General features: G+C 43.8%; 16 protein-coding genes, 2 pseudogenes and 1 other annotated feature. Of the genes and pseudogenes, 8 read left to right on the top strand and 10 right to left on the bottom strand.

The window, feature by feature from the left end; translation table 11 throughout:
- Positions 1-169 precede the first annotated feature (169 nt).
- On the bottom strand, positions 170-1651 hold the full coding sequence (locus tag FTU82_RS02305; protein WP_180001285.1) for an NAD(P)H-hydrate dehydratase: 1482 nt from the start codon (positions 1649-1651) through the stop codon (positions 170-172).
- Between the two features lie 23 nt (positions 1652-1674).
- On the opposite strand from FTU82_RS02305, the gene queG reads away from it, so the two are divergent.
- From queG to bioB, 3 genes are all read left to right on the top strand, one after another.
- Positions 1675-2769 (top strand): tRNA epoxyqueuosine(34) reductase QueG, encoded by a 1095-nt coding sequence (queG, locus tag FTU82_RS02300; protein ID WP_180085488.1) that lies wholly within the window; start codon positions 1675-1677, stop codon positions 2767-2769.
- Between the two features lie 109 nt (positions 2770-2878).
- Entirely contained in the window at positions 2879-3079 is a 201-nt protein-coding gene (locus FTU82_RS02295) for a hypothetical protein (protein ID WP_100355385.1), read from the top strand.
- 144 nt (positions 3080-3223) lie between these two features.
- The gene (gene bioB / locus FTU82_RS02290) at positions 3224-4225 is read left to right on the top strand and encodes a biotin synthase BioB (protein WP_074383276.1); all 1002 of its coding nucleotides are present in this window, start codon (positions 3224-3226) and stop codon (positions 4223-4225) included.
- A 16-nt stretch (positions 4226-4241) separates the two neighbouring features.
- Here bioB and FTU82_RS02285 read toward each other — a convergent pair whose 3' ends face one another.
- Both FTU82_RS02285 and FTU82_RS02280 read right to left on the bottom strand, forming a co-directional pair.
- Positions 4242-4469 carry a hypothetical protein gene (locus tag FTU82_RS02285; RefSeq protein ID WP_074383544.1) on the bottom strand — a complete coding sequence of 76 codons (228 nt, stop codon included), beginning with the start codon at positions 4467-4469 and terminating at the stop codon, positions 4242-4244.
- 905 nt (positions 4470-5374) lie between these two features.
- Positions 5375-5557, bottom strand: a complete 183-nt coding sequence (locus FTU82_RS02280; RefSeq protein WP_180100999.1) for a DUF4102 domain-containing protein — start codon at positions 5555-5557, stop codon at positions 5375-5377.
- Positions 5558-5948: 391 nt separating this feature from the next.
- Between FTU82_RS02280 and FTU82_RS02275 the strand changes: the two genes are divergently transcribed.
- Together FTU82_RS02275 and FTU82_RS02270 are read left to right on the top strand one after the other, a co-directional pair.
- Positions 5949-7196, top strand: a complete 1248-nt coding sequence (locus FTU82_RS02275) for an integrase family protein (protein ID WP_131261641.1) — start codon at positions 5949-5951, stop codon at positions 7194-7196.
- Positions 7197-7465: 269 nt separating this feature from the next.
- Positions 7466-8368 (top strand): annotated as a pseudogene (locus FTU82_RS02270) (IS481 family transposase).
- Between the two features lie 78 nt (positions 8369-8446).
- Here the strand turns inward: FTU82_RS02270 and FTU82_RS02265 are convergent.
- From FTU82_RS02265 to FTU82_RS02245, 5 genes are all read right to left on the bottom strand, one after another.
- Positions 8447-9634, bottom strand: a complete 1188-nt coding sequence (locus tag FTU82_RS02265; RefSeq protein ID WP_180100998.1) for an HlyD family type I secretion periplasmic adaptor subunit — start codon at positions 9632-9634, stop codon at positions 8447-8449.
- Positions 9631-11760 carry a type I secretion system permease/ATPase gene (locus tag FTU82_RS02260; RefSeq protein WP_180100997.1) on the bottom strand — a complete coding sequence of 710 codons (2130 nt, stop codon included), beginning with the start codon at positions 11758-11760 and terminating at the stop codon, positions 9631-9633. Before FTU82_RS02260 ends, FTU82_RS02265 begins: the two co-directional genes overlap by 4 nt.
- Positions 11757-13271 carry a TolC family protein gene (locus FTU82_RS02255; protein ID WP_179997024.1) on the bottom strand — a complete coding sequence of 505 codons (1515 nt, stop codon included), beginning with the start codon at positions 13269-13271 and terminating at the stop codon, positions 11757-11759. The genes FTU82_RS02260 and FTU82_RS02255 overlap by 4 nt, the downstream gene beginning before the upstream one ends.
- Positions 13272-13396: 125 nt before the next feature.
- Complete coding sequence (locus FTU82_RS02250; RefSeq protein ID WP_180100996.1) at positions 13397-14482, bottom strand: BapA prefix-like domain-containing protein; 1086 nt, start codon at positions 14480-14482, stop codon at positions 13397-13399.
- A gap of 45 nt (positions 14483-14527) precedes the next feature.
- On the bottom strand, positions 14528-15373 hold the full coding sequence (locus FTU82_RS02245; RefSeq protein WP_163120772.1) for an OmpA family protein: 846 nt from the start codon (positions 15371-15373) through the stop codon (positions 14528-14530).
- A gap of 414 nt (positions 15374-15787) precedes the next feature.
- Between FTU82_RS02245 and FTU82_RS02240 the strand changes: the two genes are divergently transcribed.
- A protein-coding gene (locus tag FTU82_RS02240) for an IS3 family transposase (protein ID WP_180100995.1) occupies positions 15788-17007 on the top strand; the annotation gives its coding sequence in 2 pieces (ribosomal slippage) (positions 15788-16064 and positions 16064-17007; 1221 coding nt in all).
- Positions 16063-16179 (top strand) — a sequence feature (AL1L pseudoknot). Its footprint overlaps the gene before it by 117 nt.
- A gap of 97 nt (positions 17008-17104) precedes the next feature.
- Positions 17105-17968: an IS982 family transposase gene (locus FTU82_RS02235; protein WP_005265583.1), complete on the top strand. Its 864-nt coding sequence runs from the start codon at positions 17105-17107 to the stop codon at positions 17966-17968.
- Between the two features lie 21 nt (positions 17969-17989).
- Here the strand turns inward: FTU82_RS02235 and FTU82_RS16380 are convergent, their stop codons facing one another.
- On the bottom strand, positions 17990-18559 hold the full coding sequence (locus tag FTU82_RS16380; RefSeq protein ID WP_180100994.1) for a VCBS domain-containing protein: 570 nt from the start codon (positions 18557-18559) through the stop codon (positions 17990-17992).
- 50 nt (positions 18560-18609) lie between these two features.
- Here FTU82_RS16380 and FTU82_RS16375 point away from each other — a divergent pair.
- Positions 18610-19010 (top strand): annotated as a pseudogene (locus FTU82_RS16375) (aminotransferase class V-fold PLP-dependent enzyme).
- Positions 19011-19292: 282 nt separating this feature from the next.
- On the opposite strand, the gene FTU82_RS02220 reads toward FTU82_RS16375, so the two are convergent.
- On the bottom strand, positions 19293-25742 hold the full coding sequence (locus FTU82_RS02220; protein WP_218947720.1) for an Ig-like domain-containing protein: 6450 nt from the start codon (positions 25740-25742) through the stop codon (positions 19293-19295).
- Positions 25743-25786 lie beyond the last annotated feature (44 nt).

Genomic DNA, 25786 nt, shown 5'->3' with positions numbered 1-25786 from the left:
ATTTCCTGAAGCGGTGAATCTGCGCCAACAATAACAAGCCTCCACTTCACCACTACTTAAATTTTTCACCTAGCCTTTTAAATCGAGTGCCACAGCCTGCTCAGCAAACCAGTAGCGCTACCCCACACCTCGCACTTGGCCTGAAATTTTCAGCTTGATTGCAGACAGATTAGCCGCCTTGACGATTAACCACCTGATAAATTGCATGTTTCATGTCCTGCGCCTGCAAACCACGTTCGCCGTTTTTGGCCAGTTCATCCCCTGCCAGTGCATGCAGCGTCACAATTTCATGCAAATGAATGGATTGAGCAAATTGTGCCTTTAGACTGGCAATCATCCCGGCCAGCACATCGCCCATACCACCTGTTCCCATGCCCGCATTCCCGGCAGTGCAAATATACAGCTGTTGTTCCAGAATCAGGCTACCTGAGCCTTTCAGCACCCATTGCCCACCATACTTCTGCCTTAAGGCATGAATCGCTTGAATCCGATCTGTTTCAATGTCCAAGGTTTTACAATCAAGTAAAGTTGCCGCTTCACCCGGATGCGGTGTACTGTAAGTTTTAGAATTTAATTGTTGCGGCTGTTTGGCTAAAAACCACAATGCATCTGCATCTAAAACAATGTCTAAGTCTGAATTTCGAATTAAATCAAACCATGCCTGATATTGCTCTTTTGCCCATTGATCACGTCCCATGCCCATACCAAAACAGACTGCATCGACCTGCTGAATTAAGGCTGTGCGCTGCTCTATGTTGAGAGCATTAATATCACGCAGCATAATATTCGGCGCACGAGACAAAATGGCGGTATGGTGTTTCGCATCACAGACAATGGTGACCTTACCTGCTCCGGCAGCAAATGCCGCTTCTGCTGCCATAATCACTGCTCCGCCCATTTCAGCATGCCCCCCCACCACCAGCACATGACCATAACTGCCTTTATGACCAAAGGCTTCACGTTTCGGTAATTTAATCTGCTGTGAGGAAAGTTTGGCAACTGGTTGCAGTTCGGCATCAACTGGAATGGCAGAAATCAGTTCAACCTTAGCGGCATATTCCTTAGCTTGTCCGGTAAACAGTCCTGCCTTTAAGCCCAAAACCGTATACGTAAAATCCGCTTTAACCGCAATAGGCAAAGGCTGACCGGTATTGGCATGCAGTCCACTCGGTATATCAACCGCGATTTTGAGACCTTTCTGGTCATTGATCAATTGGATGATGGATTGCCAGTTCGCATCCAGCTCACGATTTAAACCAATGCCAAATAAGGCATCGATATAAGCGTCATATTCATGCTTAAACTGAAAATGCGGCCCTACTTTCAATCCAGCATCCAGCGCTTCTTGCCAAGCTTTGGCCAAGTCCACTGATTGACCTTTTTCAGCCGCATAAATATCTACATCGAAACCGGCCTGTTTTAAATATTTTGCAATCAGATAACCATCGCCAGCATTATTGCCCTGACCACAACACACCGCTATTTTCTGTATATTTTTTTCTTTAAATAGCACACTCAGACGCTGTGTGACTGACCAAGCCACCTGCTGCATCAAACCATAGGAACTATTTTGCTGCTGAAACCAACGCTGCTCCCATGCTTGAATACTTTGGCTATGATAAACAGGGCTATGGTAAACTTGTTGCTGCATTTTTTATTCCCTGTCTTTGGTTTATGACAACTCCCGATTCTTACGCACAAATTCAAGTCTATCAACAAGATCCAGCCGAGCTAAAAGCCTGGATTAAAGCGCAGGCGCTAGAATTGGGGTTTTCTGATTGTGTCATTGCCAAACCAGATGCTCAAGCAGAATTAGCGCGCTTACAGGAATATCTGGATCGTGGCTATCATGGCGACATGAAATTTCTGGAAGATAATCTGGAAAAACGTGCCAATCCTGCCTTACTTGTCCCCGGCACGCGCAGCATTATCTGCGTGCGTATGGATTATCTGGTCGAGACTCCAAAGCCACGTTACGTTCCGTATGCACCCAATTCCGCGATTATTGCGCGTTATGCCCGTGGTCGGGATTACCACAAGATCATGCGCGGTCGGCTCAAAAACTTAGCGACAAAAATCCGGGAAAAAGTTGGCGATTTTGAATCACGCCCTTTTGCCGATTCTGCACCCATTTTTGAAAAATCACTGGCTGAAAGTGCTGGCATGGGCTGGACAGGTAAACATACCCTGCTGATTCATAAAAAGTCTGGTTCTTTCTTTGTGCTCGGAGAGCTATTTACTTCTCTGGACCTCCCTTTTGATGCGCCTGCCAGTAAACATTGTGGTTCCTGTACGGCCTGTATCGACATCTGTCCAACTCAGGCCATTGTCGAGCCCTATATGCTGGATGCACGGCGATGTATAGCTTACTTAACCATTGAATATAAAGGTATTATTCCAGAAGATTTGCGCCGCGGAATTGGTAACCGGGTTTTTGGTTGTGATGATTGCCAGCTAATTTGTCCTTGGAACAGTTTTGCCCAAGTCACCCCGGTAGAAGATTTTCATCCACGACATGGTCTGGATCAGGTCAGCTTGCTAGATTTATGGCAATGGGATGAAACCACCTTCTTAAGTGCGACCGAAGGCAGTCCAATGCGCCGTACAGGTTATCAAAGCTTCATGCGCAATATCGCCATTGGTCTGGGCAATGCACCTTTTGATGAAAAGATTGTTCACGCTTTACAACATCAACGGGCGTTACATGACGAGATTGTGCAGGTGCATATTGATTGGGCGATTCAGGAACAGTTGACCAAAACAGCATAAATTTTCAATTTATTACTTCGGCTCACTCGATCTCTTATAAGGCTTACACAATATTTGATCACTTTATGTCATAAAGAAAGAGATGAAAAAATGACGAGAGGGACTGAAGATGCAAGAGCAAGATAAAAAACAGCAACAGCACGAACAGCTAGATCAGCTTAAACAGCAGAAGCAACAACAGCAGCAGCCCCAACATGGGCCAATCGATTCTCCTAAGAACAATCAGTATGAGCAGGATGAACGAGTGCTGAACAAGCAGCATCGTGACGATCTGCAAAATCAGAATATTCATGGGGGTCATCGTGAATAAAAAATTTCAGGATTAAATATAATGACAAAGTCCACCCCGTGTGGGCTTTGTTCGTTATAGAAGGTCATATTTTGCTAGTGAGGCAGACACACATTTTTATTAAGATGAGGTGAATGATAAATAAGCACAAACAAGGACAGATATATGAACACGAGTAATGCAGTACGCAATGATTGGTCACGTGAAGAAATACAGGCACTGTATCAGCAGCCTTTAATGGATTTATTGTTTCAGGCGCAACAGGTTCATCGTGAGCACTTCAATGCCAATACAGTTCAGGTCAGCACCCTCCTCTCGATCAAAACAGGCAAATGCCCTGAAGACTGCAAATACTGTTCACAATCTGCGCATTATGATTCCAAGCTAGAAGCTGAAAAACGTATCGCGGTCGATAAAGTCATTCAGGAGGCTAAACAGGCACTGGCTTCTGGAAGCTCTCGTTTCTGTATGGGCGCTGCATGGCGTAACCCGCATGAGCGCGATATGCCTTATGTTCTGGAAATGGTGCAGGAAGTTAAAGCACTCGGTCTGGAAACCTGTATGACACTGGGCATGTTGAATGCATCCCAAGCAGAACGTTTGAAAGATGCCGGTCTGGATTACTACAACCACAATCTGGATACTTCTCGTGAATATTATTCACATATTATCAGTACCCGAAGCTTTGATGACCGTCTCGATACTTTGGATTATGTGCGTCAAGCCGGTTTAAAAGTATGTAGTGGCGGTATTGTCGGACTGGGCGAAAGCCGTAATGACCGGATTGGTTTATTATATGAACTTGCCACGCTGGTCATTCACCCTGAATCTGTCCCGATCAATATGCTGGTTCCAATTGAAGGCACACCAATGGCAGATGTAGAAAAACTGGATGTTATTGAATGGATTCGTACCATTGCAGTGGCGCGCCTCTTGATGCCAAAAAGCTACATCCGCCTCTCTGCGGGCCGTGAATCGTTAACCGATTCAGATCAGGCTCTGGCATTTATGGCCGGTGCCAATTCCATTTTCTCGGGTGAAAAACTTTTGACCACCCCAAATACTGCCCAAGGTCGTGACCAAAAGCTATTTGAGAAATTAGGTCTGGTTGCAGAGCAGCCTAAACCAAGTGTACGTGCATTGGCGACCGATGCGATGGCAGGCTAAGCAATATAGGAGTGAATTAAGTCGCTGAAAAGTTATGTGCAGTAATCAGTATGCCATAGCGGGCATTCAGATAATCTCCAACTCTGATTTGATCCATTCCATTGGCATGATGCACCACCAACTCCTGAGTGATTGCATCATAGCTAAAAGACTCATAACTGTCTTGATGCAGACTAAGCCAATGCAGCGTATCTGCCAGATTGCTGTCTACGATATAGGTATCTGCATGAAAATTTTTGCTCATATGCCCGATCATCAGCTTGGAATTTCACTCTAATTTTAACGGAATTAGCCAAGTATAAGCATAAAAAAAGTGAGCCCTCGCTCACTTTTTTTTGTAAAACATCAGTCCTTATTGATCCCACACTTACGACACTCCCTGTGTTCCCCGATTTCCTGCATTTGCTCGTACTCATAGATATGCAAGCAAAATAATTTTCTTAATAGCTGAAGCATCTTGAAACTCCTGTTTAATCATTTTTTTAATACGCTTCTTAAGATATTCCTTCCTGAAACATCATGATTTCTGACTAAAAAATCATCTCTTATTTATTAGCATAATTTTCTCAGTTGTAAAATGCATTTCATCTACTTTTAATCTTATTTCCTGATATTTTTTGAAGTGCATCACAGTCCATTCATAAATATAAACTTTTTTCCTGAGGTAAAATTCTTCTAGATAAAAAATCCTCAAGAATGGCTCATAAAACTCATCTATTGAAGCCAGACCTCTTTTTTATAAGTTGATTCAAATATTGCCTAATTTTTATTTAAGTGTAATAGTTAAATTATCGTCAATGGTAAAATCATAAGCATTACGACAATACGAAATTAGTTTTTCAAATCGATTGAATATCTGTTCATTTAATTGTTTTTATTGGAAAAATCCTTTCCACTCCGAAGCAGGTATGTCTTTGAATAGACGATAACAAAATACTGGCAATATATGCTTTTCTATCGACTGATACTCTTTCTTATAAGTTTTATCAGTTCATACAGCTTGCTTTGTCTTCATCCATTTAATCAGTAAATTACCAAAAAATAGGTTCTCTTTTTGTTGAGCTTTCAATAACTTCTCATTTTTAGTTTTTAAAATGAGTTCACCATTTTAATACTTAATGGCCATTGAACATGCTTCTCTGACTGAGATTACTGGATAAGTCCCAAGCTATGTCCATTTACCAAGTGTATTCTTAAACCGCAACTGCCATGATTTTTACTTGTTACAACGACTTTTAAATACAAACCCATAATATCCGAAACCCTATACTCTAATTCTTTAGGTTTTAACACTGCAAATTGGGTATCTGTGAGCAATTTAGATTTAGCCATAAAATTATGATTTTCCTAGATTAAACTAGGCTCCTGTATCCTGAGTTATATTTTAAATTTATGATACAAACAAGGATACGAATAGGGTGTTTTTCTACGAGTCTACCTGAGTATTCTTAAGACATAAAAAAACCCTTAACTCTTTTAGAGTTAAGGGTTTAGATCTTATATAAAGCTATATAAATATAAAATTTGGTGGGCCCAGACAGACTTGAACTGTCGACCAACGGATTATGAGTCCGTTAACATAGTAATTTAAAATCAACAAATTAAAAATATAATGTCAATACTATCATATATTTATGTAATTTTAATAATTTATTATTAACTCTTTTTGTTGATTAATATATATTGATTTTGCTTACTACTTGCTTACCAGATGCTTACTAGAATGAAGTTAACAAAACCTGCTATTGATAAAATTGATTGCTCAGACAAAAATAAACCAACTTTTTTTTGGGATGAGAAAACACCAGGATTCGGCGTCAAAGTTACACCTAAAAATAATAAAAGCTACATTTTCCAAGGCCGTATTGGTCTTCAAAACCGTCGTATCAAAATTGGTGACGTTGATGTATGGAAATTAGATGAAGCTCGTAAATATGCACAAGAATTGGCGATTATGTGCCACAAAGGGATTGACCCATTAATCGAGCGTAAGAAAGCTTTAGCTGATAATAAAGAACTGCTAAAACAAGAAAAACGCAAAACTATTAAATTTAAAGATGTATGGTTTGAATATTTAAAAGCAAGACAACCTAATTGGCGACCAAGAAGTTATCAGGACCACATCGAATTATCTAGAGGTGGTTACGATCCTGAAAAAAATAGTGTTTATACCAGTCAACCCATTTTTCAACTGTTTGAGTACAAACTTTCTGAATTAACTGCAGATGTATTATGCGATTGGCTTGATCACAATGACTTCCGTCCAACAACATCAGCTAAAGCATACAGACTTACACGAGCTTTCCTGAATTGGTGTGATGAACACGAGGATTATGAAAACTTAGTGCCTCCAAAATCATACAACTCAAAAAAAGTTAAAGATAAAGTCCCTTCCCCAAAAGCCAAGAATGATTGTTTGATGAAACAGCATCTAAAACCATGGTTTGAAGAGGTAAATAAGTTAACTAGCAGAAAAATAGCGATTTTTTTGATATGTAGTTTAATCACTGGTTGCAGAAAGAATGAGCTGCTTTCATTAAAATGGACAGATGTCGATTTTCGTTGGAAAACAGCAAAAGTCAGGGATAAAATTGAAGATGAAGGTCGCCTAATTCCTCTAACTGCATATGTTGAAAGCTTATTATTAGAACTAAAGAAAAATTCTGATTCTAAATTCATATTTAGCAGTAAGGGCGCTGAATGTGGCCATATTGTTAATCCTTACGATAGCTTAGAGAAAATATGTAAAAAACTAAATATTGAACTTACTCCCCATGGATTGAGGAGATCATATAAAACGTTAGCTATTTGGGCAAAAATCAATGAAGGATCTTTAGCACAGATATCAGGTCATAAACCAAGTGCATTAGTTGAAAGGCACTACATCGTACGACCTATGGATATGCTACAAGAAACACTACAAGAATATGAGGATTGGATTTTGCAACAAGTGCGAAATGGCATTAATTGAAATACCTCGATACGGACTAATGCCAGTCAGTTAAGAAATTGACTGGTAAAGGGTGTAAATAATTCTGTGTAAATACAGTTTTAAAAACACTTGGTTACACGCTCTTCAAAAGAGGGCGTTCAAAAATCTATGTCAGTAAATTTGACTACATTTTAATTATATCGATCTAATCGACCTTAAAAGTAAATGGATAATTGAGTAATGTGTGAAAATTGAGACTTCTACTGACATTTTGGTAAATTTTACCTCATGTCATAGGAGTTTGAATTTTGAGTACAAAAGCCCAACGGGAAATTGCCCATAAATTAAAAGTGTTTGCTCATGCTGAACAAAATGGCAATGTTGTATTGACCTGTCGATATTTTGGTATTTCACGAAATACTTTTTATCGTTGGAAGAAGAATTATAAATCCAAAGGAGAGATAGGATTAGTCAACAGTAAGCCATGTCCACAGAACCTTAAGCTACGCACGCCTGCTGTGATTGAAGATAAGATTATTTATTTACGTCAACACTATCATTTTGGACAACTACGGATCAGTTGGTATTTATGGCGTTATCACCAAATTAAAATTTCAGCAGCTGGGGCGTACCATGTTTTAAAACGGCATGGTATGAATCGATTACCCCAAAATCAGCGTAAACGTTCTATTCCTATTCCTCAACGTTATAAAAAACAAGTACCAGGGCATCACGTTCAAGTTGATGTAAAGTTTCTCTTTTTTAAAGATCAAAATGGAAAACAAGTCAAACGATATCAATATACCGCTATTGATGATGCAACTAGAATTAGGGTATTAAAGATTTATGAGAAACATAATCAAGCCAATGCTATTGATTTAGTCAATTATGTGATCAACAAATTTCCTTTCCGTATTCATACCATTCAGACTGAAAACGGTCATGAGTTTCAGTCTAAATTCCATTGGCATCTGAATGATCATGCCGTTCATCATCGCTATATTAAACCCCGAACACCTAAACATAACGGTAAGGTCGAACGATCTCATAAGACGGATAAAATGGAGTTCTAGCAGCTATTAGACTACACCGATGATGTGGATTTAAAAGCCAAGCTGGCCGAATGGGAGGCATTTTACAATTATGCCCGACCTCATGCAGCCATGAATGGCAAAACACCCTATGAACGATTAAAAGAAAAGTTATGCTAAAATCTTGGTGTCAGTGGAAGTCCTAGTATTCACATATAAAAAGCACAAATACAAAATTATTTACAGGCTCACTCAAAACTATCTTTCTCTTAAAGCCTCTTGTGCTTTATTAAATGGTTTTATTAGATAATCTAAAATCGTTTTCTCCCCTGTTTTAATATCGACTGTTGCAACCATGCCAGGAGTAATACTAAATTGTTTGCCTGCTTTATTCATCAATTTTCCTGAATCCGTTCGAATATACACTCGATAATAAAATTGATCTTGCTTAACTTCATCTCTCAATGTGTCTGGTGAAATAATTGAAACTTTTCCTTTCAACCCACCATAAATAGAATAATCATAGGCAGTGATCTTCACGAGTGCATCTTGCCCAGGATAAATAAAAGCAATATCTCGCGGTGAAATACGTGCCTCAACCAAAAGTTGTTCATCCAGAGGAACAATTGTCATCAACTTGCCATTTTGAGAAATCACTCCGCCAATAGTCATAACATCAATTTCTTTAATAATCCCTCGTACAGGTGATTTAAAAAGAGTACGATTTAAAGAGTCTGATTTACCTTTTACGACTTGTAATTGCGTTTCGATATCTGTGTTGGCTTTTGCCAACTCTTCTCGAGCTTTTACCAAATATTGATTTCTCACATCATTCATTTGATTGCGCAAATCTGTTGCTTGGCGCTTGAGCCGCAATACTTCGACCTCACTAGCTGCACCTTTCGCTACTAATGGTTCAGTCATTTGCAGCTCTTCATCAACTAAAATAAGTGCTTGTTGTAAACCTGACAAAGATTCTTCTAGATTAGATCGTCGTGAATGATAGAGTGCTGTTTCTTCTTCAACTAAATCTCGCTCTTTAAGTACTTCACTCGGAAATTTTAAACTAGTTCCATTAACTTCTGCACGTAGTCGCGCTGCTGTTGCTTGTGATGCTAGTAGTAAGGATGCAGATTCACCAACATTTGATGCAAAGCGAGTTGGGTCAAGTTGAGCAAGTACCTGCCCTTCTTGTACGATTTGTCCTTCATGCACATAAAGCTTTGTTAAAATTCCACCTTCAAGAGACTGTACTACTTGCTCTTTAGAAGATGGAATAACTTTGCCAATTCCTGTTGAAACTTCTTCAAGTTTAAAAAGCCATGCCCAGATGAGTAATGACAAAAGACCAATACAAATAATCCAGATAAATAAGCTAGCTCTCGGTAATGCAGGTTCTAATTCTTTAGCCTTTACAATATCACTTTTTATATATTTTCTAATCATGATGCTGTACTCGCTATATTGGTTTGAGTATTACCTAATACTTGCTCTTTAGGACCATCCATAACAATTTTTCCATCATGTACTACAATAATTCGATCCACCAACTCAAGTACTGCTCGACGATGCGTTGCAATGACCAAAGTTTTTTGTCCTAACCACCCCTTAAGGTTCTGAATTAGTTGTTTTTCAGAAACGTCATCTATTGCGGCTGTCGGCTCATCAAGCAATAGAATATTTGGTTGACGAAGTAATAATCGTGATAAAAGTAAAGCTTGACGCTGGCCACCAGAAAAACCAACACCACCTTCTAAAATTTGATGATCTAAACCTTCTTTCTTATCTAATACAAAGTTTAATGCCCCTGTGAGATTGAGCACATTTAAAAGCTCTTGGTCAGTCGCCAAAGGTGAGCCTAATGTTAAATTTTCACGTACAGAACCAAAAAACAAATGTGCATTCTGATTGAGTAAGCCCATATCTCGACGTACATCAGTTGGATCAATTAACCCCAAGTCAACCCCATCTAAATTGATTTTCCCTTGAACAGGTTCTTGCATCCCTGATAGCAACTGTAATAGCGTTGATTTACCTGCACCATTACGACCTAAAATCGCAATTTTCTCACCCGCTTGAATTTCAAGTTTAGGAATGATGAGAGTAGGTTTTGCATCGTTTTCACTATATTTGAAGACAATATTATTAAGTTCATAATGTCCATTCAAAACAGGTCTATGAATTAAATGTGCATTTGGTGCTTGGTCAACTGGTTTCTTCATAAGCTCATCTAAACTTGTCTTAGCAACTTTAGCTTGTTGAAAACGCCCTAGAACTCCTGAAATCTGTGCAATTGGTCCAAGCATGCGCGATGATAAAATTGAACAAGCAACTAATGCACCTGTAGTCATTTCCCCTTTCATCACAGCAAAACATCCAACCAGTACGACAATCGCAAAAGTAAGCCCTTGCACTTTCTGAGTCCACGCCCCCACAATTCCAACTAATTTCCGCTGGCGCATTGAAATATCTGCAGCAGCTTCATTCATGTGATTCCATTGGTTCTGAAATCGAGATTCCGCTCGCAATAACTTAATATCTTCTATACCTTGAACAGCTTCCACCAGTGTTGCATTGCGAATAGCACCTTCACGCATTCCTTCAGATGCTAATTTTGCCAATGGCTTTTGAATCAAAATTCCAGGAATAATCATTAAAGGTACAACCAAAACCATTACCCAAAACAGATTGCCACCGATCAGCCAAAAAATTGCCAAAAACAAAAAGAAGAAAGGCAAATCTGCAATCGCTGAAATGGTTGTAGAAGTGACTAATTCACGAACACCTTCTAATTCACGTATTTGCGAAATAAACGTACCTGTGGATTTGGATCGCTCTTTATTTTTAATTCTTAAAGCATGACCAAATACCTTATCTGAGATTTTTAGATCTGCACGTTTTCCGATAATGTCTGATAAATAAATACGTGCGACTCGTAAACAAAATTCAAATATTGCTGCAATGAGTACACCACCGGCTAATACCCATAAAGTTGGAACAGACTGTGCAGGAATAACTCGATCATAAACATTCATTGAAAATAAAATTGTCGCCAAGGCAAGGATATTGGCCATTAATGATGCAAACATCACATCCAAATAGCGCTTCCAATCTCTTAGCACAATCGTCCAAAACCAGTTCTGCTCATATGGTTTAATATACTCATCAATACGGACATCAGGAATTGATTTCTCAGGTCTTAAAATATAAACATTGTTCACATTTTCTTTTAATAACTCTACAGTAAGTACTTGTGCTAATCCCTGATCACCACTGAACTGAATATTCGCATTCCCATTGGCATCGAGTTGATTCAATACGCCAACTTGCCCATCTCTCATTTGAATAAGAAGTGGTAAACGCCACGGATTCAAAATATCTTCACTAAATTCAGTTTTTCTTAGACTCATCCCGATCTGACGGCTCACCAAAATCAAAATATCATCAAGTGACTGGCTCGGATTCCAATCGAGTTGCAAGCGTAAACGCTCTTCAGATGGTTCGATACGATAATGTTTTGCAATTGCTAGAACGGCTTGAAGCCATGGCTGATAATTCATAGTTTTGCTCATGGTAAAATTTCAAACCCTTGAATAGAAGTATTATTTAGTTGATAAAATGCTCTTGAAGCACCAGTAACATAGATATACTGAATTAGGGCCGCGTAAATATCATATCTTGCATTTTCAATTTCCTGTGCGGCAGCATGAATTGCTTGTTCAGAATTCAATAAATCCACCACTGTGCGGGTGCCTAATTTATATTGTTCTTGATACAACTCTTTTGTCCGTGCCGTGGTTTCTTTTCTTAAAGCTAGAACATCCATTTGCTTTTGCTTATTTTCGACCTGCACACGAATGAGCTGTACCTGATCCAAAACATCTAAATAAACTGTGTTAACTGCTGCTTTTGCTGCTTCTTCCGCATAATTAGCAGAACGGAGTTTTGATCGGGCTGCCCCGCCTTGGAAAAAGTTGCTATTCGCTTCCAACATGACAGAGCTATAAAAACCATCATCTTCATTATTATTTGGGTTTTTCCCATTCAAAGCTTGATTTAAGCTACCTTTAATATTAATTGTTGGATATGTACTTAGTTTTGTTTGTTCTTTTTGAAATTTGGCAATTTGTACTGCTGCCTGAGCTGCTATCATCTTAGGAAGATGCGTAAATTCAGGGTCATTGTATAAACCTGCATTACGAATAATAGTATTTGGAATCCTCATCTTTAAATGGGACACATCATAGCCCAGCAGCATTTGTAACTTTTGCTGATACTGCTTTAACTGCGTTTCTTGTATGAGTAAATTTGACTGCGCCGCTTCTAAATTTGACTGTGCCTGAATCGGATCTGCCTGACTACTAATACCCGCTTTAGCCCGTAAATTAGCGATTTCTGCAATTCGAGCAATTCCTTTGATTTGTTGATTAGCAATACGAACGATTTCTTGATAACGGTTAATATTGACCATCGCATTCGCTGTTTGATATGCAATATCATCAATGCTATTTAATGTATTTGCTTGTTCTCGTAATAACTTCGCTTCTTCTATATTGATATCGCTTTTGATTTTTCCAAAATCATATAAAACCTGTGTCGCTGATAAACTGTAAAGCTGTCTTCCCCGTTCGCCAGTCGTTAAATCAGCTGTACTAATACCACCAGAGATTTGAGGAAAATATTGTGCTTTCGCCGCATCAATGTTTGCACCTTGGCCTGCAATAGTAGCAATACTCTGAGTGATTTCAGGTCGACGCTGTAGCGCTTGATGAATTGCATCAAAAAGTGTTAGCTCAGCTTCAGAGTTAATGCTTATTTTTTCCATACCTTTAAGTTGTTGTTGAATACCACTCAATTTGATAACTGGCAAAGTATCTTGCGCTGTCTGCTCACCCCATGAGTATTTACTTAGTTCTTGAATACTCACTTGATTCAAATCTGCAGGTTGCGACGAAAAAAACTGTTCGATGTTTGCTTTAGCTGAGTCTAAATAATTTTTTGGTTTTGCTGCATAAATAGGCATTATTGGTGCACAAAACGGAAGAAACAGCACAAGCCATATCTTTGATTTTATAAAATTCATGATTTAAGCATCTTGGTAAATTCATACCGTGGGAGTTTTTCAAATGCTGCGTCATAGCATTAAATGAGTACTGTAATTGCAGCCATTTTCATTACAATTTTTATCTATCTTTATCCAAAATTAACTTAAGATAAATTCAAATTTAAAATGAATGAAAGGAGCGTTATGTTTGACATAGTGTCTTCACCTTCCGCTGCAGAAGTTACTTTGACAGTAATGCCGTTTTCAAGGTCTTCAGCTGTTAATGGACGGTTAACCAGTTCAGTGCCATCTTGATCTTTGATCACAACAGTATCACCAACGCTATAACCCGCATCTTTCGGGAAGGTTACTTTTGCATCAACTTTGCCATTCTCATCAACATCTGATGGGTTAATGACATCATCACCGCCATCTTGAATTTCAACAACTGGCGCACCTGTTAGGTCTTTTTCACCGTCACCGTCAACATCGCCCGGAACTACCAAGTCAACTGTTGAATTATCGCTGCCTTCTGGTGACGTATTGCCAGCTTTATCGGTCACTGTTGCGGTAACAACTGTATCTTTACCTTCCGCAGCAGGAGTTACTTCAACAGTAATACCATTGTTGTTAATGTCATCTTTGCTTGATGCTGTAACTTCAATTTCTTCTATTGAACCATCTGGATGAGTGATCGTAATCTTATCACCCTCTACAACTGGCTCGGTCGGCTTAACAGTCACTGTAACTTTGCCGTTGACAAGATCAGTTGGATTGATAACACCATCACCACCATCATTAATCTCAACAGTTGGTGCTGTAGTATCTTTCGGTTCTTCATCCTTGTCATTGTGATCAATAATTGCTGCAGCGCCACCAACTACAGCAGCACCCACCAACCAAGGTAACAATCCAACGAGTTGACTGCTTTCAACAGCAGGCAATAATGCTTCTAATCCTGGAATGCCTTTAAAACCCGATACGCCATCAAACCAATATAGAACACACCCATCTTCTTCAAAAACCAAATCTGAAGCGACATCGTCATATGTTATAAAAAAATTCTCAATAACAACAACTTCACCATTTTTTAACTTAAGCACTAAGTTATTGCCATCACGGATAAATTCGTCGACGTCATCACGGCTCATTTTAGTATGAACAATAGAAGCTTCGGTTAATGTAATCTGTGTCGCATTTACTGTAGACTTATTTAATGAGTCTTTCTCAATTACAATAAAATTAGTCATATTTTTACCCAAAAAATTATATTCTTTTATCTTCTAAAACTTTAACTATTTAGTAATGCCTGTAATTTCGACAGTTACACGGCGGTCAGGCTGTAAACAAGCTTTGAGTTCTTCACGCTGTTTTACATCAAAACAACCATTCGTCACAGGTTGATTTTTGCCTGCACTAGACGTTGAAATATTATTTTCAGATACACCGTTTTGAACCAACAGGTTGCGTACTGTGTCTGCACGGTTTTGCCCCAATTGATTGTTATAGCTATCACTTCCCAAACGATCTGTGTGACCAACTAAATTAATGCGGCTTACAGAAACGAAGTTGTTATGAATTTGCGAAGCAACATTCAAGACCTCTTGACGCCCCTTTGGCAGTAAATCATTCAAGGAAGAACCGTTAAATTTAAATAAAGTGTCCGCAGCTAAATCCACTCGTATTATCTGTTCCTGAGCAGCAACCTTGTGCTTCACCTCACAACTTAAAGGCTGACCATTATTGGAAATAAAAGGTTTACCGTTTGTATTGACAGAGAGTACAAATTCATTGCTTGTTAGCTTTCCTACGTTTAAGTCAACATCACAACTTTGGCATGATTCTTCAGTACAGTTTTTTACTTTGAAATTATATGTTTCTGGTTTCAATGCATATTGAGCCGAATTATTTATATAAAAATTTCCAGCTTTAATACTGTCAATATAAAATTCAATCGGGCAATTTTGCTGTTCTGCTGTATCACCACCACAAAGCTTCTCATCTCGCTTTAATACAATAGGTTGATTATTTTCTTGCGTTTTTTTCTGAAAACGTAAATCTGATGGCTTCGTATATGGGCTTGATGTGCAAGCCGCTACCCCCAATGAAGCTACAACAGCTAAAAGTGACAATCTCAACATAACTATCCCTTGTGGACTTAGAACAATTTAAGGAACAATTTCAAGCACATTTCCTACACAAATATCTTTCCATGAATCTACTGAAAAATTATTATTGTGACGCAGTGCACATTTCAACATCTTTATATCAGGTGGTGTTTCAAAAAGTATGCTGATTATATTTTAACCACAATTGATATCTCATAAAGCATTAAAAATATAGTGAATTTAATTTACTTATTTTCAATTTCTCTATTGACAGAATTAACTAGCATACTTTTTGAAACACCACCCTTTATATCAAAATAAATGTATATTTTGAACATTTATTTTTTGTGTCAACTGTATCACTTTATAGTTTTATTAGAAATACTTAACTAGATAGTGAACCGTACCGGGTTTGTCGGAGAGTCAATATTCTGAGAGACTACCCCGATGACAAAATTAAAATATACCCCTGAAATCAGAGAAAGAGCGGTTCAATTATTGATTGAATCTGAAAAAGATTATCCTTCTACTTGGGCTGCAATCACAGCAATTGCGCCTAAGATTGGTTGTACTCCTGAAACACTTCGTGCCTGGCATCAAAAGCATTTAGATCAGCAAAATCCTATTAAAGTACAACAGATATCTGATCAAGAAAAAATGAAGCAAATGGAACGTGAAATTAAAGAATTAAAGCGTGCCAATGAAATTCTACGTAAAGCAGCCGCTTTTTTCGCCCAGGCGGAGCTCGACCGCCCACACAAATAATGGTGGATTTCATCCATAACAATAAAGACTTATATGGTGTTGATGCGATTTGTAGGATTTTACCGATCGCAGCTTCAACCTATTACCGAACTTTAGATCTCGCTGACAATCCAGAACATCGAGCGAAACGAGATCTACATGATGAGTATCATGCTGAACAAATTAAACGAATTTGGAAAGAAAGTTCAGGTCGATATGGTGTGCGTAAGGTCTGGCAACAATTGAAACGTGAAGGTTATGTTATCGCACGTTGTACAGTTGCTCGATTGATGCAAAAGCTAGATATACAAGGTGTTTGGCGTGGTAAGAACAAACAAACTACCCGCAGCCGAGATGATCAAAAACGGGCAAGTGATTTAGTGAAACGGAATTTTAGTGCTGATCGACCTGACCAATTATGGGTCAGTGACTTTACGTATATTCAAACCAATTCTGGCTGGGTCTACACCGCATTTATTATTGATGTGTTCTCACGAGCAATTGTTGGATGGAAAGTATCTACACGGATGAATACAGATATGGTACTCGATGCACTTGAGCAAGCATTGCACGATCGAGGCATGCCAAAGAATGTGATTCATCATTCCGATAGAGGTGTTCAATATCTTTCTATTCGCTATACCAATCGTTTAGAAGCTGCAAATTTACGAGCATCAGTCGGTACAACTGGTGATTCATACGATAATGCTCTGGCTGAAACGGTGAATGGCTTATACAAAACAGAGGTGATTGAATATTTAAAAGCAGATTGGCAAGGTTTAGCAGATGTACAACTTGCGACACTAAACTGGGTAGATTGGTTCAATAAAAAGCGTGTACACAGTGCACTGGGTTATGTATCGCCTTTTGAGTTTGAAGCAATGTACTATGATAAGATTAACCCGTTAGGTCAGGTGGCCTAACTTAAATAAAAAAGTCTCCGACAAACCCGGTACGGTTCACCCTGTATTTGTAACATATTGGTTCTCAAGACAAAATGTTATAAAACAAGGCTTTTCAATGGATCATATTACCGAATTATTTTGTATTTTGGATGATTTCTGCAAAAAATTTAATGAGTCTTTAGAGAAAGCTTTAATTTCTGATCAAAAAACCAGGCTGAAAAAGTCAGCTTTAAGCTTGTCTGAAGCAATGACCATTGTCATTTTATTTCATCAATCCGGGTTTAGATTCTTCAAATATTTTTATTGCCAAATGATCGTTCCATTCTGGAAATCTGCTTTTCCTAAACTGCTTAGCTACAACCGATTTATTGAAATCATGCCCCGTTGTTTGCAAGCTCTGAGTAGTTTCTTCCATCAAGTGAAAGGAAAAGATACGGGAATCAGTATCATTGACTCCACTAAATTGGTGGTTTGCCATAATCTTCGGATTAAAAGGCATCGTGTATTTAAAGGTTTGGCCGGTCGTGGAAAAAGTAGTACGGGTTGGTTTTATGGTTTTAAATTACACCTGATTATCAATAATTTAGGTGAAATTATTAATCTCACACTTACATCAGGAAATGTTCATGATGTTGCTGTACTTGAATCTTTAACTAAAGAGTTAAAAGGAATTTTACTCGGAGATAAAGGCTATTTGAGCAAAGCAAAAGCTGAAGCTTTAGCAGCCAGAGGACTAAAAATATTGACTCCATCACGCAGGAATATGAAAAATAAACCTATTCATACTGAACAAGAAAAACAATTGCTTTGCAAAAGAGGATTGATCGAAACAGTAAATGATCAGTTAAAAAATTTGCAGCAACTTGAACATTCACGTCATCGTTCGGTCAACAACTTCATGGTGAATATTATGGCTGCTGTAGTGGCTTATTGCTTGAACCCCAATAAGCCAACTTTCCAAAATATGCTAAAAGGCTAAGTGGATTTCATCGAACTCAGGTTAAATAGTAAATGTATTTCCATCACTGGCAATATTAGTTTCTGCACTTAATGAAGCAGTCGTTGCAGATATGCCAACCCAGCCTTCGGCATAACCATTCTCATTAATAGATACTTTAACTTCATACGCTTTTCCTAAACTATCAGTCACAGAAATAATATCAGTTAATGGAGCTTTCGTTAAATCAAGCGTACTTTGTAAATTAGTACTTAATTTATAAGTCCAGTTTCCATTTGCATCGATACTAAATGTACCATATGTAGTTGCCACATTACTCTGTTCGACGATAACGGCATTGGAATCCCAAGCAACAGTCACTTTGCTAGAGATGGAAACATCTGACAATACACCAAAAGTTGTTACTGTGTTTTGTACACTGTCAATATCATCATAATAATGCGTCACATTTGCTAGTAGAGCATCTACCACATAACTTGCAACCTCAGATGTTGCTGTATTATCCCCATGATCCCGTACAGTTGCTGTTGCCGTACCATCTAACAATTTTGCCGCTTGTTGTGCAGTTACAGTAGCAGACCATATACCATCGGCCTGTACAATACCTGTCACTGTAATTGCCTGACCATCAGACGTGTTGGCAAAAGTAACACTGACTTCTTATAACAAGCACTATCGAACATAAATGTGTCTTATCTATTTGTAATTTTTTAAAAAAAGAATTTGATTATGAAATCACTTATATTGCACCACAAGTAAATGGCATTGTAAAAGCACAAGATATTATTTCACATATGCGTGAAGATACAGTACTTGTTAGCATTATGCATGTAAATAATGAACTAGGATCTATTCAACCTATCAAAGAAATTGGCGATGCTTGCTTCAAAAAAAATATCAAATTTCATGTTGATGCCGCGCAATCTTATCTAAAAGTAAAATTGATGTGGATGAATTAAATATTGATTTTCTTTCCCTTTCTGCACATAAAATTTTTGGCCCTAAAGGTATTGGAGCTTTATACATCAGAGAGGCTTTGTTGCATAAATATGTAAGCATCTGATTTAAATAAATTTAATTTTGGATCAAAAAATAATCAAAACTTTTAAAATCATATAGTTATGAAATCTTTGTGCAACAAAGCCCTTTAACAGTAATACTTCTAAGTAATGAAGAATAAAGAAATTGAATACGACATTCCCTGTCGTATGACTTACGCCAGTCGCGTATAACCTCGTGCTAAACCACAAGGTTATACGCTCCAATGGATAAATAACTCAAAGCACAGGGATGATCCACATCCCTGTACTTTGTATGTGACTCGAAAGCCACCCTTAATATGATATTAACCGATGATGATTTGACCGTTTGCCAATAACTGCTCCAAAGTTAAACCCGCTTGATTTTCAAGCACCAGTAATTCTGTCGAATGATAGGCGGTTGCCGAACCATCACGATCTACCGACACTACGACATTATCGCCATCCTCAGTTACAGAGATATAGTCTGCGATATTTGAGTGATCCTCTAGCAATCCGGTAAAGAAGTCTGCGCTAAACTCAATTTTGTCAGCTTCGCTATCCGTAGCAGTGTCACCAAAATGGAAATCTTTCCATGTATCGGTAGCATTGCCAGCAGTCGCATCGGCAGCATTTAAGACCACATAGATCGCTGTGTCTGAACCCAAACCACCTATCAAGGTATCGTTACCTGAACCACCATTGAGGATGTCACTTCCTGCACCGCCATTTAGGCTGTCATTCTCGAAACCGCTTATCAGCAGATCATCATCGAACGAATCGGCAACGAAGCTTTCGGCAGATGCACTCCTGCCGGCGATACCCGAGGTGCCGTAATCGAACTCGCCGATGGTGTAGGTGTTGGTCGAGCCCTTCACCTCCAGTCCATCCACCAGGAAGTTGCCGGTGTCCGCCTTCATGACCAGGTAGCGGAAGTCACCGTCGATGCCATTGAGGTCGAAAGGCCGCCGGGTGGTGTTCTGACTATTGATATAACCATTACCCAATCCACTCAACAATCCGTTGGCAACCAACACCCCGGCAGCGTCATAGGCATACCACAGCGCGGTTTCTCCATAGGTGAAGTTGGTGAAGGTTAGGCGTGCGGACTGCACGTCATAACCGATATCGATCACTAGGCTTTCGGTGCCGGAGATACGGACATCGGTACCGCCGGTCACACCGATGCCATTGCCACGCTCACCTGCCCAACCATTCGTCTGATTCCTGGCGTCCACACCCGTCGATGCCGCCAACGCCGCATCCAACGCTGCGCCCACGATCAGCCCTTGGGCCGGGCTGCCATTGGTAAAGAGCGTGGTCGCATTGGTCGTGTAGCCCGCCACCTCGAAACCGGCATTGGTCCACTCAGTCACGCTTGCAGTCCCGTCTGCCGCAAGTGTCGTGGCCCCCGCGCTCACGGTACCGCTGAGCACGTTGGACTGCGCCCCGTTCGGATCGGTCAACTGGATCTGCACGGTCCGCTCGCCACCCGCCGCGCCCGGCTGGAACATCACCGAGCGGATGGCATCCTCGAAGTCGGCCAGCGAGGCCGGGCCGGTCAGAGTCAGCACCTTGTTGCCGTCGACGGTGGTTTCGCTGGCAGTGATGCCCAGCGGCAGCACCGTGATCAGCTTGTCGCCGGTCTGGGTGCCCAGCAGAGTGATGGCGGCGGACTGGACCTGGTCGTTGTCCCAATCGCTGATGCTGAAGGTTCCACCGGTGGTGACCTTCACATAACCGGAAATCAGGTCCTGGCCTGAGCCATTGGGATTGACCACGGTCACCGTGTTCCCGCCGGGCACGAAATCCGGTACGCCCAGCCCGGGGTTGGTCAACCCTTGCGGGAAGATCGTTGCGAAATTCGTGCCGTTTCGGGTACCGATGAAGATTTCCTCCAACTCGGTGGAGTTCATGTTGCGGGTGGCATAGAAGCGCACGCCGTCCTCGGTCATGATGATCTGGAAACGCGGCAGGCCGTTGCTATTGGCAGTCCAGGGATTGCCTACACCCAGCCAGGTGCCATCGGCAAAACGCAGCGTGACGACATGCTGCCCCGTGCTGGTGGTGGTTTCGTTTTCCAGCTGGAAGATGGTCGTGGAACCCGTTCTGTTACTGAAAATATCCTGGCCGTTGACCAACAGGCTGAAGGTGTTGTCCACCCGATCGAGGTTAATCACCGTGCGCACCGTGGACGGGTCCACACCAGTGCCGACGTTGAAGGTCATGGTGTTGGTGCTGGCATTGTTGTCGCCTGCCGTGCCAACCGAGGAGAACCGGCCATCGCCCAAATTGCCGCCGCTCACCGGCGGCTGCTCGCTGGCGGTATCGATCGTAATCGTCGGTGCGTCATTGCTGCCGTTGACGGTGATGTTGAGGTTGGCGGTGTTGGTGTTGCCCGCCGCATCCCGCACCGTGTAGGTGATCACCTCGACAGGATGATCGTTATTGTTGAGCGCCTGGGTGACCTGGCGGCCGTTGTCCAGGGTGTAGGTGTAAGCACCGTTCGTGCCGATGGTGATGGTGCCGTAGGTGGTGGTGATCGACCCACCCGGCGCTGCGGTGTACTCGACACCGCCCACGGTGACCTTGAACCCGGTCACCGTGCCGGCTGCACTGCCGTCGTTGCTGAGCACGTTGCCGCTGGCCGAGCCAACGCCCGGCACGGTGTTGCTGGTTTCGGTGACCGAACCGCTGTCATCGGCGGCGCTCGGCGGCCGGGTATCGATCACCACATTGTCGCTGTTGCCACTACCGGCGTTGCCGGCGTTGTCGTAGTAGCTGCCGTTGCCCACGGTCACGGTGGTGCTGCCCTCGTAGTTGGCATTCGGAGTGAGGGTGCCACTCCAGGTCAGGCCGCCGTTGCTGCTGGTCAGGTTGCCGATGCTGACATTGGCAGGGTTGCCCAACAATGCACGGACTTCCGCCGCCGTCAGCGGCTGGCCCGAAGCGTTGTGCGGCACTTCGCTGAAGGTCAGGGTCACCGTGGTGGTTTCACCGGCGATCAGATCGCCATCCGCAATTTCGACAGTGACCATCGGAGCCTGGGTATCCACACGCACACTGTCGCTGTCGCCGCCACCGACATTACCGGCACGGTCGTGGTAGCCGCCCGCATCGATGCTGATCGTGAGCGTTTCATCCGCCATGCCCGACGTCGGGGTGACGGTGCCGGTCCAGGTGTGACCGCCATCGCTGGTGGTCAGATCACCCACGCTCACGCCCGTCGGCAAGTTCAGCAATGCCTTGACCTGCTCGGCCGTCAGTGCGGTGCCGGTGGCATCGTTGTACGGTACTTCGCTAAACTTGATGCTCAGATCGGTAGTCTGGCCAGCCAGCAGCTTGACCGCGTCGATCTCGACATCCACGGTAGGCGCTGCGGTATCCACGGTCATAGTGAAGTTGCTGGAGACCTCTCCACGCAGGCCGGTGGCATCGTTGTAGGCACGCGCCGTCACCGTGACGGCGCCATCGGCTAGGGAGCCAGTGGTGGTGATCGGTGGGCCCAGACGCTCAGGCGGTACTTCCCAGGTCACCGTACCTGTGGCCTCGGCGAGCGGAGTGCCGTCTGCCGTAGTGCTGATCATAATTGGGTTGGACAGGTTGTGTAGGTACACCAGGATGTGGGTAACTGAATGCCCTTCCTCCAGTGTGATGCTGCCCTTAATTGTGCCCTTGTTGTCGTTGGTCACACCGCCGTTGATCACATCGGCGTTGTGTATGCCTCCAGAAACGGCATCTCCATAGCCCGTCACCATGACCGGTGGCAGATCAAGCAAGTCCTCTGGGTCAATGACAAGGTCATTGCTGATGCCGATATTGCCTGCACTGTCGGTGATGTGAACCTTGAGCTTCGACCTGTCGAACGTTTCCCCGTCCGCTAGACCCAGCCCGCTAGAATTCAGATCCACCTTGATCGACAGGTAATCGGTACCGGCAATCCGGTCGCCCACCGTACCCGTACCAACCACGTTGCCGTTATAAGTGACGGTCACAAAGTTACCAGTATTGGCGCCTTGTTGATCACCGAACGGACCAGCGTATTCCGATACCAGTGCCGTGACTTCGTTCTGACCTTCGACGTAATCCACGCTGGTGGCTTCCGGCGCGACGGTATCGGTGACGAAGGTGTATTTCTGCGAGGCCTCGCTGGCCTTGCCAGTCACTGGGTCGACCGCCTTCACCTGTAGGTAGATGTTGTCGTTGCGAAGGTGGCCAGCGGCCCAGATGGTTTGTAGCACGTCGTGGAACTGATCCGCACTGATGGTCCATGCGCCAGTGTTCGGGTCCACCGTTACGGTCACGTCAGCACCATTAGGGAAGCCAGGCACGCCCTGTATCTCATCTGAAGTGGTGAACTTGTTGGCGTACAGACGCAAGGTGACCTCACCATTCTCATTGACCAGCGCCGGATCCACCGTGCCAGTGATGTCCCCAAGCACGTCATTGCTGTAGTTCACGGTATTGGCGGCGGTGGTGATGATCTGGCTCTGCGACATACCACCGACGGTGTATTCCACCACGATGTCGGTGTTGTTGCTGTACGGCTCCAGGGTGTAGCTGCCATCGGCGTGGATGGTGATTTCACCGGCTGCCACGCGAATGGCCTCGCCGATCGCAACCGGCGCGCCGTTGACGGTGACGCTGCCGGAGTCGATCGTCTGGCCAGCGGCCACGCCATCAAGCTGGCCGTCATCGATGTAGCTGTTGCCGACCGAACCGATGTTTTTCAGCAGTACGGTGGTGACCTCCACCTGCGCATCGTGGGTGGAAACCTGGACCTGATAGTTCTTGCCGTCTGCGCCCGTAACGGTGAAGTAGTCCATCAACGGACCTGCCGAAGCGGTCAACTCGGCTTCGATACCCGTGTTGAGCTGGTAGCTCCAGTGGCCGTTTGCATCGATACTGAACACGCCGTGTTCGCCAGCTTCATTGCTGACAGGCGTGAAGCCCTGCGGCTGGTGCCAATCGCCCAGCACCTGCCCAGCAATGGTGGTGGCAGGCGTTGGTGCGCCGGGGACGACCGTGGTGCTCTGCACGCTGTCGATGTTGTCGCCATAACCAGTGATGACCGGCGGTGGCGGCGCAGCGACGGTGTAGGTGTGGCTGGTGTTCGCGCTGTTGCCAGCGGCATCGCTGACGGTGGCGCTGGCGCTGCCGTCCTTCAACAAAGCAGCTTGTGCTTGGGTGACCGGAGCCGTCCAGGTGCCGCCTGCAGCGACCGTGCCGGTGACGACGATCGGGCTGCCATCCACATCGTTGAAGATCACGGTGACGGTAGTGCCTTCGGCCACGCCAGTGACCGTACCGGCGACGGTGATGCCGCTGCCAGTCTTCTCGCCCCACTGCACGATGTCATCGCCGCTCGCCACCGTGGTGATGGTGATGGTCGGCGCGGTCAGGTCGAGGGTGGCCCCCTCGCTGTCATTGGCCGGGTTACCCGCCTTGTCGGTGACTTCGGCCAACACGGTGATCGGGCCATCGGCCAGACCGGTGAGGTCGGCGGTGGTGCTGTAACTACCATCGGTACCGACGGTGGCGGTGACCACGACGGTGGCACCGTTCCCATCGGTCACGGTCACGGTGACGGTCTGATCCGCCTCGACACCGGTGGTGGTGCCGCTGAGGGTGATGTTGGTCGCCTCATCGCGCGACAGGTTGCCGTCGCCGATTGCAGCCTGGTCGATGGTCGGCGCAGTGGTATCGACGGTCACGCTGTCGCTGTTGCCTGTACCGGCATTGCCCGCCTGGTCGTAGTAGCTGTTGGCCGGCACCGTTACCGTCAGGTCAGTCGCATTGACAACGCTGTCGGCGGTGAGAGTGCCGGTCCAGGTCAGGCCGCCATTGCTGGTGGTCAGATCACCCACGCTCACGCCCGCCGGCAAGTTCAGCAGAGCCTTGACCTGCTCGGATGTCAACGCGACGCCCGTGGCACTGTGCGGCACTTCGCTGAAGACGATGGTCAGGTCGCTGCTGGGATCGGCGATGTTCAACACCGCGTCGGTGATAGTCACCGTCACGCCTGGCTGCACGGTATCGACCGTGACCGCATGGTTGTCCGAGGCTACGTTGCCGGCCTCGTCGCTTACCGTTGCCGTGACCGTCAACGGGCCATCGGCCAGGTCACCCACGTTGTCCGCAGGCACCGTCACGGTCCAGTTGCCATCAGTACCCACCGTTGCGTAGTGGATCTTGCCGCCCACGACCACCTCCACCGGCTGGTTTGCTTCCACGCCCGTGGTCGTGCCGGTGATGGTCAGACTCTCGTCCGATTCCAGCGCGTTGATCACATCGTCAACGGCCAGCGGGCCGGTGATGGTTATTGTAGCTTCCGTATCCACCGAATAGGTATGGTCGGTACTGCCCGTACCCACATTGCCAGCTGCATCCGCAGTACTTACGCTGGCGGTAATGGACGTAGTAGTAGCCAAAATACCCCCAGGCACATCAATACTGAAGCGCAAGATGCCGTTGTCATCATAGACCTTGCCGGTGAAGGTCTTGCCATTCACGGCCAGCGTGACGATGTCATCCACCTTCGCATCATCCCCCACCGTACCTGTCATCGGCACGTTGTCGCGCTCGGATTCGGACTTGTTGATTACGTTGTCGCCAGTGATGGGTTCCAAGGTAATGGTGGGTCTCGGCAATGCTGTCACCAACGGATCGACGTTGGCAGCCGTGCCGTCCACCTTGCCGTCATTCGGCGTCAACGTAAATGCTGGCAGTTTCTCACCGCGGTTGACCAAGGCCAGACCCGCTTGCGTCAACACCACCGTGTTGCCATCCAGCTTGTAGTTGGTGGTGTCACTCAGTTGCT

The organism is Acinetobacter sp. YH12151 (assembly GCF_013418355.1).
In the GTDB taxonomy this organism is placed as follows: Bacteria; Pseudomonadota; Gammaproteobacteria; order Pseudomonadales; family Moraxellaceae; genus Acinetobacter; species Acinetobacter pseudolwoffii.
This window is presented reverse-complemented; position numbering and strand designations above follow the sequence as displayed.

Excerpts from the sequence above, each read along its gene's own strand:
- FTU82_RS02265 (WP_180100998.1), bottom strand. The coding sequence starts at position 9,634 with ATGATTAGAAAATATATAAAAAGTGATATTGTAAAGGCTAAAGAATTA.
- bioB (WP_074383276.1), top strand. The coding sequence starts at position 3,224 with ATGAACACGAGTAATGCAGTACGCAATGATTGGTCACGTGAAGAAATA.
- FTU82_RS02235 (WP_005265583.1), top strand. The coding sequence starts at position 17,105 with ATGGATCATATTACCGAATTATTTTGTATTTTGGATGATTTCTGCAAA.
- FTU82_RS02285 (WP_074383544.1), bottom strand. The coding sequence starts at position 4,469 with ATGAGCAAAAATTTTCATGCAGATACCTATATCGTAGACAGCAATCTG.
- FTU82_RS02305 (WP_180001285.1), bottom strand. The coding sequence starts at position 1,651 with ATGCAGCAACAAGTTTACCATAGCCCTGTTTATCATAGCCAAAGTATT.
- FTU82_RS02280 (WP_180100999.1), bottom strand. The coding sequence starts at position 5,557 with ATGGCTAAATCTAAATTGCTCACAGATACCCAATTTGCAGTGTTAAAA.
- FTU82_RS02255 (WP_179997024.1), bottom strand. The coding sequence starts at position 13,271 with ATGAATTTTATAAAATCAAAGATATGGCTTGTGCTGTTTCTTCCGTTT.
- FTU82_RS02260 (WP_180100997.1), bottom strand. The coding sequence starts at position 11,760 with ATGAGCAAAACTATGAATTATCAGCCATGGCTTCAAGCCGTTCTAGCA.
- FTU82_RS02295 (WP_100355385.1), top strand. The coding sequence starts at position 2,879 with ATGCAAGAGCAAGATAAAAAACAGCAACAGCACGAACAGCTAGATCAG.
- FTU82_RS02250 (WP_180100996.1), bottom strand. The coding sequence starts at position 14,482 with ATGACTAATTTTATTGTAATTGAGAAAGACTCATTAAATAAGTCTACA.
- queG (WP_180085488.1), top strand. The coding sequence starts at position 1,675 with ATGACAACTCCCGATTCTTACGCACAAATTCAAGTCTATCAACAAGAT.
- FTU82_RS02245 (WP_163120772.1), bottom strand. The coding sequence starts at position 15,373 with ATGTTGAGATTGTCACTTTTAGCTGTTGTAGCTTCATTGGGGGTAGCG.
- FTU82_RS02275 (WP_131261641.1), top strand. The coding sequence starts at position 5,949 with ATGAAGTTAACAAAACCTGCTATTGATAAAATTGATTGCTCAGACAAA.